The following is a 14,562-nucleotide window of genomic DNA, read 5'->3' on the forward strand; positions in this document are numbered from 1 at the left end:
AGAAAAATTTGGTAGGACTCCGCTGGCCCGTCACGTTAACCACGTCATGAGGAGACAGGGGGGCAAGGTGTGGAAGAACGTGATCCGGCCGAGCCGGTGGCCCAGGTGCGGTTCCGTCGTCCGCAAGGGATGCTCGGCGAATATATCACGGCTTATTATTTCGTCGAGATCAGCGCCCCGCCGGGCACTGTAATCGAGGACATGCTCCACCCCGAATGGGGCAATCTGCGTTTCGTCGTCGGCGAGGAATGGGAAGTCGCCATCCATAACGGGCAATTCATGCGGGGCCTCACCGCCGCCTTGTTCGGCCCCACCTCGCGCGCGCGCCTGATCCGCGCGCGGCCGGGAACGGTGATCGGCGTCGGCTTCACGCCGCAGGGCTGGGTGCATCTCGTCGGGGTCGCGGCGGGCGCGCTGGCGGACGCGCTGGTGCCGGCGGAGCAGGTGTTGCGCGGAATCGAGCCGCTCCGCGACGGCTTAACCCGCGCGGCCGATGACGAAACGCGCGCCGCCCTGCTCGACGAATATTTCGGCTGGCTGTCGCGCGCCGGACGGGCGCAAGATCCCCGGATCGACGTGATCGCCGGCGCGCTGGACGAGACCGTCGATCATACCGTCGAGGAACTGGCGCTGCTCGTCGGCATGAACACGACGCAACTCGCGCGCGCCTGCCGGCGCTGGTTCGGCTTCACCGCGAAGGTCCTGCTGCGCCGCCAAAGGTTCCTGCGCACGCTGGCGAAGCTGATGGAGCCGGGCGGCCAGCCGATCGGCCGCGTCATCGACGAATCCTATTACGATCAATCGCACTTCAACCGCGAGTTCCGGCATTTCATGGGAATGGCGCCGCGCGCCTATTTTTCCCGGCCGCGCTCGATCCTGCGGCCCGCCACCGCCAATCGCGCGATCGAGGTGGGCGAGGCGTTGCAGGGCCTCCACCAGAACGCGCGCGCCTGGACCGGCCGATGACCGCGACGGGCGCGCATCGTGTGTCGTTCAGGGTCGCCCGCGCACCGCTCCGGCCGGACGGGCTGGATCATCCTCGACGCATGACGCGCTGACGGCGCGCGCGTGAGGCGGGCCGGTTGCCTGCCCTCAGGCGTTGCCGTGCCGGCGGCGGGTTTCCCAGCCCTTCTTCGCCGCCGCCGAGCGTTGCTCCGCGCTCTGGCTCGATCCGCCCTTGTGGCCGCCCTTGCGCGACGGCTCGTGGTTTTCCGCCTTGCCGCGCCCGGAGCCGGACTTCTTGCCGCCGCCGGTTTCCTTGTTCACCGTCGCCCAGGCGCGCCGCTCGGCCTCCTTGTGGCCGGTGCCGCGCTTCTCATAGCCTTCCTCGATATGCTCGGCCTGGCGCTTCTGCTTGTCGGTATAGCTCGACTTGTCTCCACGGGGCATCGCATCCTCCTCGTCGCCCCCGTGGCGGGGAAAACGCGCGAGAGGGGATAAGGCTGCGGATCAGGCCGGTTCGACCTCGATGCACAGCGTCTTGGCGTCGATATAGTCGCGGATGCCATAGACCGAGCCTTCGCGGCCGATGCCGGATTCCTTGACCCCGCCGAACGGGGCGACCTCGGTCGAGATCAGCCCGGTATTCACCCCGACCATCCCGTATTGCAGTCCTTCGCCGACCCGCCACGTCCGCGACAGGTCGCGGGTGAAGACATAGGCGGCGAGGCCGGCGGCGGTGTCGTTGGCCAGCGCGATCACTTCGGCTTCGGTGTCGAAGCGGACGAGGCCCGCCACCGGCCCGAACGTCTCCTCGCGGCATAGCAGGGCGTCGGCGGGCACGCCGGTCAGCACGGTCGGCTCGAAGAAGGTGCCGGGGCCGGCGATCGCATGGCCGCCGCGCAGCAGGTGCGCGCCGCGCGCCAGCGCGTCCTCGACATGCTTCTCGACCTTCTCCCGCGCGCGCTGGTCGATCAGCGGCCCCTGCTGCGTCTCGCCGGCGAGGCCGTCGCCGACCGCCAGCTTGCCCACCGCCGCTGCCAGCCGCTCGGCGAAGGCGTCATAGACCCCGGCCTGCACATAGAGCCGGTTGGCGCAGACGCAGGTCTGCCCGGTGTTGCGGAACTTGGATGCGATCGCGCCCGCCACCGCCGTGTCCAGATCGGCGTCGTCGAACACGATGAACGGCGCGTTGCCGCCCAGTTCCAGCGAGACGCGCTTCACCGTGCCGGCGCATTTCGCGGCGAGCAATTTGCCCACCGGGGTCGAGCCGGTGAAGGTGAACTTGCGCACGCGCGGATCGGTGGTGAAGACCTCGCCGATCGCGACCGCATCGCCCGTCACGATGTTGAGCACGCCGGCCGGCACCCCGGCCTCCTCCGCCAGCACCGCGAGCGCCAGCGCGGAATAGGGGGTCAACTCGGACGGCTTGAGGACGACGGTGCAGCCCGCCGCGAGCGCCGGGCCGACCTTGCGCGTTATCATCGCCGCCGGGAAGTTCCATGGGGTGATCGCGGCGACCACGCCGACCGGCTCCTGCACCACCATCAGCCGCTTGTCGACGGCATGGCCGGGGATGGTGAGGCCGTTGATGCGCCGCGCCTCCTCCGCGAACCATTCGAGGAAGGCGGCGGCATAGGACACCTCGCCGCGCCCCTCGGCCAGCGGCTTGCCCTGCTCGGCGGTCATCAGCTTGGCGAGGTCGTCTCCATGCCGCTCCATCAGCGCATACCAGCGCTTGAGGACGTTGGCGCGCTCCCTGGCGGACTTCGCCTTCCACAGTGGGAAGGCAGCCGCCGCCGCCGCGACCGCCTGCTCGGCCTCGACGGCGCCCATCATCGGCACCGTGCCGATCACCGCGCCGGTCGCCGGGTTGGTCACGTCGAGCGTCGCGGCCGCCGTCACCCACTTGCCGCCGATATATCCCGCCTCTCGCAGCAGGTCGGGGCGGGCCAGCGGCGGGCGGGCAGTGGGGTCGTTCATGTCGCTCTCTCTCATCATTCCGTGCGCCGTTCCGCGCGGGGCGTCACCCTTCGCGCGGGGGCATCAGTGGCGATGTCGCGCCTTCGGCGAATTCGGCCTGGATGCGCGCGGCGGCGTCGCGCACATGGCGGATCAGATCGTCGCCCGGCACCGGATCGACCAGCGCCGACGACAGCACCAGCCCGATCGTCGCGGCGATCCCGCCGTCGGAATCGAAGATCGGCGCGGAAATGCCGCCCAGCCCGTTGCCGCGCGCATCCGCCTCGAAATCGACGCCATAACGCGCGAGGTTGGCGCGGACATGGTCGGCATCGACAGGCTGGCGCTCGAAGAAGGCGGTGAGCCGCGCGGCGGGCGACTTGGGCAGCTCCAGCAGCGTGCCGGGCTGGATCACCACCCCCGGCTCGAACTCGTTCGGCACCGCCGTCACGACCATCGCGCCGGTGCGCGCGGGGAGCGTCTGCACGGCGGTATGCCCGGTCCGGTCACGCAGCACGCGCAGGAACGGCCGGGCCAGCTCGACGATATTGCTGCGATAGATCGCCGCGCGTCCGAACTTCAGCAGCTTGCGCCCGAAGACATAGCCGCCGCCGTGCGGCGCGCGATCGACCAGCCCCAGCCGGGTGAGCGTCTGCAGGTGCCGCGACACGCGCGCCTTGGTCATGCCAAGGTCGCGCGCCAGATCGGTGACGCGTACGGGGCCGAAAGAATCGGTCAGACTGTCGAGGATGCGGACCGTGACTTCGACGCTTTTCACCGAAGCCGGCCGTTCATCCATATTCTCAGTCATTCGTTCCCGATCTTCCGTGTTGTCCCCCGCGTACGAAGCATGGGGGGATGCCGGGGAAGAAGCAAGCGGCCGATCGACCGGCCGTCAGCTCACCGCCGCGATCGCCTGCGCGACATGCGCCACGTTGCGCGGCGTGAGGCCGGCGATGTTCGCGCGGCTCGATCCGGTGACATGGACATGCCATTCCTCGCGCAGCCGGCGCACCGCGTCGCCGGAGACGCCCAGCATCGCGAACATGCCGTGCTGGCCGGCGAGGAAGGAATAATCGCGCCGGTTGTTGCCGGAAAGCAGGCGGACCAGCTCGTGGCGCATGTCGCGGATGCGGTTGCGCATCGCCGCCAGCTCCTGCTCCCATGTCGCGCGCAGCGTCGCGTCGCCGAGGATGTGCGCGACGATTGCTGCGCCGTGATCGGGCGGCATCGAATAATTGGTGCGGACCACCGGCAGCAGGTTGCCGAGCGCGGTGTCCGCCTGTCCCGGATTGGCGCCGACCACGGTCAGCGCGCCGGTGCGCTCGCGATAGAGCGCGAAATTCTTCGAGCAGGAGCTGGCGACGATCATCTCCGGCAGCCGCTCGGCGAGGATCGCGAGGCCCTGCCGGTCCTCCTCCAGCCCTTCCGCGAAGCCGAGATAGGCGAGATCGACCAGCGGCGTCGCGCCGGAACGGGCGACCGCGTCCGCGATCTCCGCCCATTGCGCAGCGCTCGGGTCCGCGCCCGACGGATTGTGGCAGCAGCCGTGGAGCAGCACCGTGTCGCCGGCGCGCAGGCCGGCGAGCGCGCCCATCATCTCGTCCAGCTTCAGCGTGCCGGTGGCGATGTCGTAATAGGGATAGTTGACGATCTCGAACCCGGCGACGCCGAAGATCGCGGGGTGGTTCGCCCAGGTCGGATCGGGCAGGAAGATGCGCTTGCCGGTGCCGAACCTGCCGATGAAATCGGCCGCGACGCGCAGCGCCCCGGTGCCGCCGACCGTCTGGATCGTCCGCGCGCGGGCGTGCGCGTCGGAGCCTTCGCGGAACAGCAGGCCGCGCGTCCGCTCGTTATATTCGGGGTTGCCGGCCGAGGAGAGGTAGCGCTTGGTCGCCTGATTCTCCACCAGCGCGCGCTCCGCCGCCTTGACGGTCGGCAGGACGATCACCTCGCCATGCTCGTCCTTGTAGATGCCGATGCCGAGATCGACCTTGTCGGGCGAGGGGTCTCGGGCAAAGGCCTGGGCCATTCCCAGGATCGGATCTATCGGTGCTTCGGGCAGTTCGGCAAACATCGTCATTCCCACCTCAGGTATCGTTATCCGATACATTGGAACGTATTACGATACAATATGCTTGTCGTGTTTTACTACGCGAGACGCGCGGGCGCTCAATATACGATGTCGGTCAGGCCGTGCGCCTCGGCGCCGGCACGCTCCCGCTCCAGCGCGCGTTGCAGCGGGGCGAGCTGGCGGACGCGCGCGGCATGATCGGTGATCGCGGGATAATCGGCCAGCGGAAAGCCGCCCTTCTGCGCGACGTTGCACAGCCAGAACAGATAGACGTCGACGATCGACCAGCGCTCGCCATACCACCAGCGCCCGTCCACCCCGGCGGCGATGCGCGCGCATTCGGCGGCGAACTTGCGCATCCCGTCGGCCTTCACGTCCGCCGGATCGCCGACAGTATATTTGTCCGGCGCGCGAATCTGCCGCATCGCCGGATGCAGCGTGGATGAGCACCACAAAAGGTCGCTGAGCGGTGCGATATCGCTCACCGGATCGCTGTCGTGCGGCAGCAGCCCCGCTGTCGGGAACAGCCGGTCGAGGAAGACGAGGATCGCGACGTTCTCGGTCATGATCCGCCCGTCGATCGCCAGCGCGGGCACCTTGCCCTTCGGATTGACGCGGGCGTAGTCGGCGGACTTCTGCTCGTCCGCGCGGATGTTCACCAGCCGGTCGCGATAGCGCACGCCGGTCCCCTCCAGCGCGGTCATGGTGACGCGCGAGCAGGCGCCCGGAAAGAAATAGAGCGTCAGGTCCATTGCCGGTTCCCCGAAAGCTGGGTCCGCCGCGCGGGCGGGAACGTCAAGCGCCGGCGGGAAGCCGGACGGTCTGGAGCTGCATATATTCGTCCAGCCCGTGCAGGCCGAACTCCACCCCGATCCCCGATTGCTTCGCGCCGCCGAACGGCACGTCGGGCGATATCTTGGAATGGCTGTTGACCCATGCCGTGCCGCATTCCAGCCGCTGCGCAAGCTCGGCCGCGCGGCCGATATCGCTCGACCAGACCGATCCGCCGAGGCCGTTCTCGCTCGCATTGGCGCGCGCCAGCACGTCCTCCACGTCGCTGTAGCGGACGATCGGCAGGACCGGGCCGAACTGCTCCTCGTCGACGATGCGGTTGCCGTCGGTCACGTCGACCACCACGGAGAGCGGGAAGAAATAGCCCTCGCCGTCCAGCGGCTCGCCCCCCGCGAGGAAGCGGCCGCCCCGCGCGCGGGCGTCCTCCGCCAGCGAGCGGACGTAATCGAACTGGCGCCGGTTCTGGAGCGGCCCGTATTGCGTCGCGGGATCGGCGCCGGGGCCGACCTTCGCCGCCGCCGCCAGCGCCGCCACCTTCTCCGCCAGCGCGTCGTGCAGGCTGTCATGGACATAGACGCGCTTGATCGCCGCGCAGATCTGCCCGCTGTTGCCAAAGGCATATTGGAAGATCTGCGGCGCGATCGCCTCGACATCGGCGTCGGGAAGGACGATCGCCGCGTCGTTGCCGCCCAGCTCCAGCGTCAGCCGCTTCAGGTTGGCCGCGCCGTCGCGCATGATCGCGCGGCCGGTGGGGGTGGAGCCGGTGAACACCACCTTGTCGATATCGGGGTGCCTGGCGATGCCCGATCCGATCTCGATATCGCCGGTCACGACATTCCACACCCCGGCGGGCAGGTGCCGGGCGGCGATCTCCACCACGCGCAGCGTCGCCAGCGGCGTGTTGGGCGATGGCTTCTGCACCACGGTGTTGCCGGCGACCAGCGCCGGGATGACGTGCCAGATCGCGATCATCACCGGGAAGTTCCACGGCGTGATCGAGCCGACCACGCCCAGCGGCTTGCGGTGGATCTCGACCCGTCCGCCGTCCGCCTGCTCGATCCGCTCGACCGCCGGGCGGAAGCCGGCGGTGGTGCGCGTCCAGTGGATCGCGCCGTGGATCTCGCCCACCGCCGCGCGCAGCGGCTTGCCCTGCTCGCGCGAGAGCAGCGCGCCGAGTTCGTCGGCTTCGGCGGCCAGCGCGTCGGCAAAGGCGTGGATCATCTCCGCGCGGCGCTCGATCGGCGTCGCGGCCCAGCCGGGGAAGGCGGCGCGCGCGGCGGCGACCGCCTGGTCGAGCTGCTCGACGCTCGCCAGCGGGCATTGCGCGAACTCGGCGCCGGTGGCTGGGTCGATCACCGCGAAGCTGTCGGCGCAGGGCACGGCCTTGCCGCCGATCGTCAGTGCGAAGGACATGTTCGTCTCCTCTGTCATGTTCAGGCGCGGCACGTCCGCAGCAGCGCGCGTCCGCCGTTCGCCAGCAGCCCGATGTCGGTGCCGATCGAGACGAAGGCGAAGCCCTGCGCGGCGCGCGCGCGCGCGTCGTCCGCATCGAGCGCGAAGATGCCGGCGGGCTTGCCGGCGGCGCGGATCGCGGCGAAGGCGCGGTCGATCGCGGCCTGCACCTCCGGCGCGCGCGGGTTGCCGAGATGGCCGAGCGAGGCGGCGAGGTCGGCGGGGCCGATGAACAGGCCGTCGACGCCCTCCACCGCCGCGATCTCCCCCACCGCGGCCAGCGCCGCGCCGCTCTCGATCTGCACGATGATGCCGACGCGCTCGTGCGCGGTGGCAAGATAGTCCGCCTGCGCGCCGAAGCGCGAGGCGCGGCTGGTCGAGCTGGCGACGCCCCGGATGCCGCGCGGCGGGAAGCGCGCGGCGGAGACGATCGCCGCCGCCTGTTCGGCGCTCTCGACCATCGGGACCAGCAGCGTGCCGAAGCCGATGTCGAGATATTGCTTGATCGTCACCGCGTCGCCCACCGGCGGCCGCGCGATGACGTGGACCGGGTAGGGGGCGACCGCCTGCAACTGGCCGAGCAGGGTCTGCGCGGTGTTGGGCGCGTGCTCGCCGTCGAACAGCAGCCAGTCGAAGCCGAGCGTCGCGCAGATTTCCGCCGTATAATTGCAGGCGAGCGCCTGCCACAGCCCGAGCCGCGCGCCGGGCGCGGCGTCGATCCAGTCGCGGAACGTGCTCATGCGAAGCGCACCGAGATCGCGCCGAGCGGGCCGAAATCGACGTGGAAGGTGTCGCCCGCGCGCGCCGGCACCGGCGCGGTGAAGCTGCCGCCGAGGATGATCTCGCCCGCCTCCAGCGTCTCGCCATAGGGGTGCAGCTTGTTGGCCAGCCACGCCGGGCCGAGCGCGGGATGGCCCAGCACGGCGGCGGCGACTCCAGAATCCTCGATCACGCCGTTGCGGTAGATTAGCGCCGAGACCCAGCGCAGGTCGATATCGTGCGGTCGCATCGGCCGGCCGCCCAGCACCAGCCCGGCGTTGGCGGCATTGTCGGAAATGGTGTCGAACACCTTCCGCGTCGTGCCGGTGGCGCGATCGACCTGCTCGATCCGCGCGTCGATGATCTCGATCGCCGGGACGATGTAATCCACCGCGTCGAGCACGTCGAACAGGGTGCAGTCGGGCCCACTGAGCGGCTGTTTCAGGCGGAAGGCCAGCTCCACCTCGACGCGCGGCACGATGAAGCGGCCGATCGGGATGTCGCGCCCGTCGGGAAACAGCATGTCGTCAAGCAGCAGGCCGTAATCCGGTTCGTCGATGTTCGAGGAACGCTGCATCGCGCGGCTGGTCAGCCCGATCTTGTGGCCGATAGCCTTCCGCCCCTCCGCGATCTTGCGCCGCGTCCAGGCGCGCTGGATCGCATAGGCGTCCTCGATCGCGATTTCGGGGTGGCGCAGCGAGAATTGCGCGATCTGCGCGCCGCCGCGCTCGACTTCGTGCAGCTCGTTCGCGAGCCGGTCGATCAGGTCGGGGGACAGGGCCATCGTGATCTTACTTCTTCGCGGCGAGGCGCTGGTGGATGGTGTTGTGTTTCCACCCCTCCGCTTCCTCGACATAGAGGGAAAGGGCGAGCGGGCGGCGCTCGAACAGGTCGCCGAGGAACGCCCTCACCGCCGCGAACATCTGGTCGAAGAACGCTTTGCGGAACGCCGCGTCGCGGCCCGCGCCCATCTTCACGTCGATGTTGATGAAGGCGTCGTCGGTGCCCTCGCCGTCCGCGATGACGTAATCGGTCAGGCGGATTGCGCGGACGCGGATGCCGCCGACCGGGAACATCCCGCCGGAGCGTTCGCGCATCTCCGCCGCGATCAGCGCGAGCAGGCCGGGCGGGTCGAACTCGCCCTCCAGGTTGGCGGTCCATTCGACGGTGGCGTGCGCCATCACACGATCTCCGACCGGCCGATCACGCAGCCGGTGCTGAAGATCGGGATCGGCTGGTAGAAGTCGATATGCCCCTTGCCGCCAGCGGCGGCGGCGGCGGCGATCAGCGTGCGGATCTCATAGCCGCCCTGCCCGCCGTCGGCATAGGTTTCGACATCGGTATAGGCAGTCATCCGCGCCTCGTCGCCCGAGGCCCAGCGGGTGAGGAATTCGCGGTCCCACGCCTCGTTGACGCGCCCGCTGTCCGGCGTGCAGGGCCAGTGCGAGATGCCGCCGGTGCCGACCAGCGCGATCCGCCGGGGCACCTTGTCGGCGGCGCGGCGCAGCGCGCGGCCGAAGGCATAGGCGCGGTGCAGCGGGGTGAGCGGCGGCCCCTGGCAGTTGATGTTGGCCGGGATCACCGTCAGCTCGTTGTCGGGATCGAGGAAGTGCAGCGGCACCATGATGCCGTGGTCGAACTTCCATTCCTCGGCATAAGCGACGTCGACCGTCTGCTGCACCTCGGCGATCAGCCGGCGCGACAGTTCGGCGTCGCCGCGGATGCGCTGGCGCGGGATGCGCAGCCATTCGGGGTCCTCGATCGGCCCGTCGTAATGGTCCGCTGCGCCGATCGCGTAGGCGGGCATGTTGTCCATGAAGAAATTGGCGAAATGCTCCGCCGCGACGACGATCAGCACCTCGGCGCCGGCCGCGCGGATCGCGTCGCGCATCCCGCGATAGGCGGCGTAATAGGGATCGCGCAGTTCGGGCGGCGCCATGTCCGCCCGCCCGGTGATGCCCGGCCCATGGCTGCAAATGCCGCTGAACACGAGGGTCATACGCCTGCCACCTTGTCGTCATAGCCGGTCGTCATGGCATAGACGCCGGCGCGGATCGGGCCGTGCTGCCGCACGCCGTCGCGCATCCGCTGGAGATAATCGGCCCATTCGATCCGCATGAACGCGGCGAAGTGCATCAGGATCTGTCCGTTGACGCCGAGCACGTAGAGCAGCCCGATATCCGGCTCCAGCACCGCGCGGCGCTCCTCGCCGGTCAGCTCGTAACGGTCGGCGACGGCGGGGGCGTCGGCGGTGAAATCGGCCTGCAACGCCGGATCGCGGTTGAGCTGATAGAGCAGCTTCTGGAGCTGGTAGAGGCTCATGCCTGCAGCCCCACGCGATGCACGAGGCTGCCGACGCGCTCCACGGTGCAGGCCACCTCGTCGCCCGCGCGGACGAAATGGACGCCGTGCGGCGTGCCGGTCAGGATCATGTCGCCGGGCGAGAGCGTCATGAACCCGGAGAGATAGGTGATCAGCGCCGCTACCGAGAACACCATGTCGCCGGTCGAGCCGGACTGGACGGTCGCGCCGTTGACGGTGGTGGACAGCGCCAGCGCCTGCGGATCGCCGACATCCGCCGCGTCGACGATCCACGGGCCGATCGGGGTCAGCCCGTCGCGGTTCTTCACGCGGAGGTTGGGGCGATAGTAGTTCTCGAGGAACTCGCGCACCGCATAGTCGCAGGCGATCGTATAGCCGGCGACATAGTCGAGCGCCTCGGACGCGGCGACGCGGCGCGCGGTGCGGCCGATCACCGCGACCAGCTCGCATTCGGGGTGCATCTGGTCGGCATCGCGCGGCTTGGGCGAGACGCCGTCGTGGGCGACGAAGCCGTTCGGCCCTTTCAGGAACACCAGCGGCTGCGACGGCGGCTTGAAGCCCAGCTCGACCGAATGGTCGGCATAGTTCAGCCCGAGCGCGAACACCGTCGCGCCCGGCGTGACCGGCGGCAGCAGCGTGGCGGCATCCCAGCCCACCGTGGACCCGTCGGCCAGCGCGATCGCCCGCTCATCGGGCGAGACGACGCCCCATTGCTCGCGCCCCGCATGGATCAGCCTGACGCGCTTCATCGCGCCTGCTCCGCGACGAGCGACACGGCTAGCGGGGCGAAGCCCTCCGCCGTCACCTCGATCGTGTCGCCCGCCCGCGCGGCCGGCGCGTCGCCGGCGATGCCGCACAGCAGCAGGTCGCCGGGCGCGAGCGTCATGAAGGTCGCGATCTCGCGTTCCAGCGCGGCGGGATCGCGCACCAGCCGCGACAGGTTCCAGCGGTGGCGCTCCACGCCGCCGACGCGCGTCACGATCTCGATCGACGCGAGATCGGCGGGCAGGGCGGTCGCCGGGCCGAGCGGCAGGAAGCCGTCGCGGCAGCGTTCGGCGATCGCCGGGCGGTAGAAGCTGGCGTGGGGCACGAACAGATCGATAGCGAGCCGCGCGACCGGCGGCCCGGCCAATGCGCGCTCGATCGCGATAGTTGCGCCCACCGCAACTTCGGCGATGTCGCCGGGCAGGGCCACCGCCGAACCGTTCGCGGCGAAGCAATTGCGCGGCTTGATATAGAGAATCGGCGCGACCGGCGGCCTGCCATAGGGCTTCTCGCCCAGCGCATCTCCCAGCGCCGCCACCTGCTCGCGGTCGTTCAGCGCCACGCCATAGGCTGTCCCGCCGATCATGCCTTCCTCTCGTTCGTCATGCCCGTGACTTAATATTTAACATGATAAGGGTCAAGTCGCCGCTTTGGGTTTGACGGCCGAAGCCGGAGGATATATTTAACACGATAATCAATTGTGGAGTCCTTATGCAGCCTGATCGTCGGAAGCTCGCCACGGAGGCGATCGCGCCGTTCACCCGGCAACCGCTCGGCCATTTCGTCGACGGCGCTTCGGTGGCAGGCGAAGGGGTGGCGTTTCCGGTCCATGATCCCTCGACCGGCGCGGTGCTGGGCGAGGCATGCGACGCGAGCGAGGCGGAGCTGAACGCGGCGGTGGCGGCGGCGAAGCGGGCCTTCCCGGCGTGGGCGGCGCTGGCCGGCGACAGGCGCAAGGCGGTCCTCCACCGCATCGCCGACCTGATCGAGGCGCGCGCGGAGGAGATCGCGGCGGTGGAATGCCTCGACGCCGGCCAGGCATGGCGTTTCATGTCCAAGGCGGCGCTGCGCGGGGCGGAGAACTTCCGCTTCTTCGCCGATCGCGCGCCCGCCGCGCGCGACGGGCAGGCGCTGCCGTCCGGCGAGCATCTCAACTACACCTCGCGCTATCCGATCGGCCCGGTCGCCGTCATCACGCCGTGGAACACGCCGTTCATGCTCTCGACGTGGAAGATCGCCCCGGCGCTGGCGGCGGGCTGCACCGTCGTCCACAAGCCGGCGGAATGGTCGCCCTATTCGGCGCGCCTGCTGGTCGAGATCGCGCATGAGGCCGGGCTGCCGGCGGGCGTGTTCAATTCGGTCAACGGGCTGGGCGAGACGACCGGCCGGCGACTGACCGAGCATCGCGACATCAAGGCGATCGCCTTCGTCGGCGAATCCAGGACCGGCAGCGCGATCATGCGGCAGGGATCGGAGACGCTGAAGCGCGTCCATTTCGAGCTGGGCGGCAAGAATCCGGTGATCGTGTTCGACGACGCCGATCTCGATCGCGCGCTCGATGCGGTGGTGTTCATGATCTACTCGCTCAACGGCCAGCGCTGCACCTCGTCGTCGCGGCTGCTGGTGCAGCGGTCGATCCACGACGCCTTCGTCGCGAAGCTCGCGGAGCGCGTCCGCCAGCTCAAGGTGGGGGACCCGTTCGACCCCGCCACCGAGGTCGGGCCGCTGATCCACGAACGCCATCTCGCCAAGGTGACGAGCTACGCCGATGTCGCGGCGGCCGACGGCGCGACGATCGCGGTGGGCGGGCAGAGGCTCGACCGGCCGGGCTATTTCTATGGCCCCACGCTCTATGCCGGCGCGGATGTCGGAATGCGCATCGCGCAGGAGGAGATTTTCGGCCCGGTCCTCACCGTCATCCCGTTCGACGACGAGGCGGATGCGATCGCCACGGCCAATGCGGTCGATTACGGCCTGGCCGGCTATCTCTGGACGAACGATGTCGGCCGCGCGCTGCGTGTGTCCGATGCGCTGGAGGCCGGGATGATCTGGGTCAACAGCGAGAACGTCCGCCACCTGCCGACCCCGTTCGGCGGGGTGAAGGCCAGCGGCATCGGCCGCGACGGCGGCGACTGGAGCTTCGATTTCTACATGGAGACGAAGAACGTCGCGCTGGCCAAGGGCCACCACAAGATCCAGCGGCTCGGCGTCGCGGGCTGACAAGGACGGTACGGGCGGCCAGACGCGCCGCCCGCCGACAACGACACATAACGAAACGGGGCGCGCAAAGACGCCCGACGCGGAGACGATGGAATGAAGGATATGCTGAGCGCCTATGCGCTGCCGGCGCCCACGTTCGACGAGGCGCTGACGCTGGTCGGGCGCGGCACGCCGATGGGCGAGCTTCTGCGCCGCTACTGGCATCCCGTCGCGCTGAGCGCCGATGCGACCGAGACGCCGCGCATCGTCACCGCGCTGGGCGAGCGGCTGGTGCTGTTCCGTGACGGCGCGGGGCGACCAGGACTGCTTCACGAACGCTGCGCGCATCGCGGCACCTCGCTCTATTACGGCAAGGTCGACGATCGCGGCATCCGCTGCTGCTATCACGGCTGGCTGTTCGACGTGGAGGGCAAGTGCCTCGAGCAGCCTTGCGAGCCGGCCCGCGGCGCGCGGACGGCGGCGCGGGTGCGCCAGCCGGGCTATCCGGTACAGGAGCTGTACGGGCTGATCTTCGCCTATATGGGGCCGATCGAGCGGATGCCGCTGCTGCCGCGCTACGACGTGCTGGAGGAGCTTGGGCCGGGCGAGTTCATCGAGACGGACGACACCAGCCTCGGCAGCGGCGGGCCGGCGATCGTGCCGTGCAACTGGCTCCAGCATTTCGAGAATGTCATGGACCCGTTCCATGTGCCGATCCTCCACGGCAGCTTCAGCGGCAACCAGTTCGTCGCGCAGATGGCGCTGATGCCCGAGGTGGTGTTCGAGGAGACGGAGCGCGGCATCCAGAGCACGCAGGTCCGCGATCTCGGCGAGGGCAAGGTGCACCGCCGCGTCACCGAGGCGATGCTGCCGACGATCCGCGCGGTGGCGAACCCGCGCGCGGAGAATGTCGGCTCCTGCTCGCTGCTCGGCTGGGTGCTGCCGATCGACGACACCAGCTTCCGCATCTATTCCGCCGGTCGCGTGACGGAGAAGGGCGCGCTGGCGAAGATCCGCTCGCACTTCAACGGCAAGCTCTGGCACGAACTGACCGAGGAGGAGCATCGCGCGCTCCCCGGCGATTACGAAGCGCAGGTGGGGCAGGGGGCGATCACCGCGCATTCGGAGGAGCATCTCGTCACCTCCGACAAGGGGATCGGCATGTTGCGCCGGCTGTACCGGCGGCAGGTCGAACTGGTCGCGGCCGGGGGCGATCCGGCGGGCACGCGCTTCGGCGCTGCCGATCCGCTCGTCCGGCTCGCCGCCGGCACCGCGATCGTCGCGGCGGGCTGAGCCGG

16 protein-coding genes are annotated in these 14,562 nt (G+C 69.4%); 3 read left to right on the forward strand and 13 right to left on the reverse strand.

Going from position 1 to position 14,562, the window contains the following annotated elements; all coding sequences use genetic code 11:
- Positions 1–69: 69 nt before the first annotated feature.
- The gene (locus tag F9288_RS08560) at positions 70–966 is read left to right on the forward strand and encodes a helix-turn-helix domain-containing protein (protein ID WP_174836230.1); all 897 of its coding nucleotides are present in this window, start codon (positions 70–72) and stop codon (positions 964–966) included.
- 126 nt (positions 967–1,092) lie between these two features.
- Here the strand turns inward: F9288_RS08560 and F9288_RS08565 are convergent, their stop codons facing one another.
- The 13 genes from F9288_RS08565 to F9288_RS08625 form a co-directional block, all read right to left on the reverse strand.
- Entirely contained in the window at positions 1,093–1,389 is a 297-nt protein-coding gene (locus F9288_RS08565; protein WP_174836231.1) for a plasmid stabilization protein, read from the reverse strand.
- Positions 1,390–1,449: 60 nt separating this feature from the next.
- Positions 1,450–2,922, reverse strand: coding sequence for an NAD-dependent succinate-semialdehyde dehydrogenase (locus F9288_RS08570; RefSeq protein WP_174836232.1), 1,473 nt, complete (start codon positions 2,920–2,922; stop codon positions 1,450–1,452).
- 43 nt (positions 2,923–2,965) lie between these two features.
- Positions 2,966–3,712 (reverse strand): IclR family transcriptional regulator, encoded by a 747-nt coding sequence (locus F9288_RS08575; protein WP_174836233.1) that lies wholly within the window; start codon positions 3,710–3,712, stop codon positions 2,966–2,968.
- A gap of 84 nt (positions 3,713–3,796) precedes the next feature.
- On the reverse strand, positions 3,797–4,984 hold the full coding sequence (locus tag F9288_RS08580) for an amino acid aminotransferase (protein ID WP_217482607.1): 1,188 nt from the start codon (positions 4,982–4,984) through the stop codon (positions 3,797–3,799).
- A gap of 89 nt (positions 4,985–5,073) precedes the next feature.
- Positions 5,074–5,727 (reverse strand): glutathione S-transferase family protein, encoded by a 654-nt coding sequence (locus F9288_RS08585; protein WP_174836234.1) that lies wholly within the window; start codon positions 5,725–5,727, stop codon positions 5,074–5,076.
- A 43-nt stretch (positions 5,728–5,770) separates the two neighbouring features.
- Positions 5,771–7,180, reverse strand: a complete 1,410-nt coding sequence (locus tag F9288_RS08590) for an aldehyde dehydrogenase family protein (RefSeq protein ID WP_217482608.1) — start codon at positions 7,178–7,180, stop codon at positions 5,771–5,773.
- Positions 7,181–7,200: 20 nt separating this feature from the next.
- A complete protein-coding gene (locus tag F9288_RS08595) occupies positions 7,201–7,959 on the reverse strand; it encodes an aldolase/citrate lyase family protein (RefSeq protein WP_174836236.1) in 759 nt (252 codons plus the stop codon).
- Positions 7,956–8,762, reverse strand: coding sequence for a 2-oxo-hept-4-ene-1,7-dioate hydratase (gene hpaH, locus F9288_RS08600; RefSeq protein ID WP_174836237.1), 807 nt, complete (start codon positions 8,760–8,762; stop codon positions 7,956–7,958). Before hpaH ends, F9288_RS08595 begins: the two co-directional genes overlap by 4 nt.
- Positions 8,763–8,769: 7 nt before the next feature.
- Entirely contained in the window at positions 8,770–9,159 is a 390-nt protein-coding gene (locus F9288_RS08605) for a 5-carboxymethyl-2-hydroxymuconate isomerase (protein ID WP_174836238.1), read from the reverse strand.
- Entirely contained in the window at positions 9,159–9,977 is an 819-nt protein-coding gene (locus tag F9288_RS08610) for an extradiol ring-cleavage dioxygenase (RefSeq protein ID WP_174836239.1), read from the reverse strand. The genes F9288_RS08605 and F9288_RS08610 overlap by 1 nt, the downstream gene beginning before the upstream one ends.
- On the reverse strand, positions 9,974–10,300 hold the full coding sequence (locus F9288_RS08615) for an aromatic ring-opening dioxygenase subunit LigA (RefSeq protein WP_174836240.1): 327 nt from the start codon (positions 10,298–10,300) through the stop codon (positions 9,974–9,976). The genes F9288_RS08610 and F9288_RS08615 overlap by 4 nt, the downstream gene beginning before the upstream one ends.
- Complete coding sequence (locus F9288_RS08620; protein WP_174836241.1) at positions 10,297–11,049, reverse strand: fumarylacetoacetate hydrolase family protein; 753 nt, start codon at positions 11,047–11,049, stop codon at positions 10,297–10,299. Before F9288_RS08620 ends, F9288_RS08615 begins: the two co-directional genes overlap by 4 nt.
- Positions 11,046–11,651 carry a fumarylacetoacetate hydrolase family protein gene (locus F9288_RS08625; protein ID WP_174836242.1) on the reverse strand — a complete coding sequence of 202 codons (606 nt, stop codon included), beginning with the start codon at positions 11,649–11,651 and terminating at the stop codon, positions 11,046–11,048. Before F9288_RS08625 ends, F9288_RS08620 begins: the two co-directional genes overlap by 4 nt.
- Before the next feature lie 125 nt (positions 11,652–11,776).
- Here F9288_RS08625 and hpaE point away from each other — a divergent pair, with 125 nt between their 5' ends.
- Positions 11,777–13,285, forward strand: a complete 1,509-nt coding sequence (hpaE, locus tag F9288_RS08630) for a 5-carboxymethyl-2-hydroxymuconate semialdehyde dehydrogenase (RefSeq protein WP_174836243.1) — start codon at positions 11,777–11,779, stop codon at positions 13,283–13,285.
- A gap of 93 nt (positions 13,286–13,378) precedes the next feature.
- On the forward strand, positions 13,379–14,557 hold the full coding sequence (locus tag F9288_RS08635) for an aromatic ring-hydroxylating dioxygenase subunit alpha (RefSeq protein WP_254621137.1): 1,179 nt from the start codon (positions 13,379–13,381) through the stop codon (positions 14,555–14,557).
- The last annotated feature ends 5 nt before the right edge of the window (positions 14,558–14,562 follow it).

The sequence above is a fragment of the Sphingomonas sp. CL5.1 genome (genome assembly GCF_013344685.1).
Classification (GTDB): Bacteria; Pseudomonadota; Alphaproteobacteria; order Sphingomonadales; family Sphingomonadaceae; genus Sphingomonas.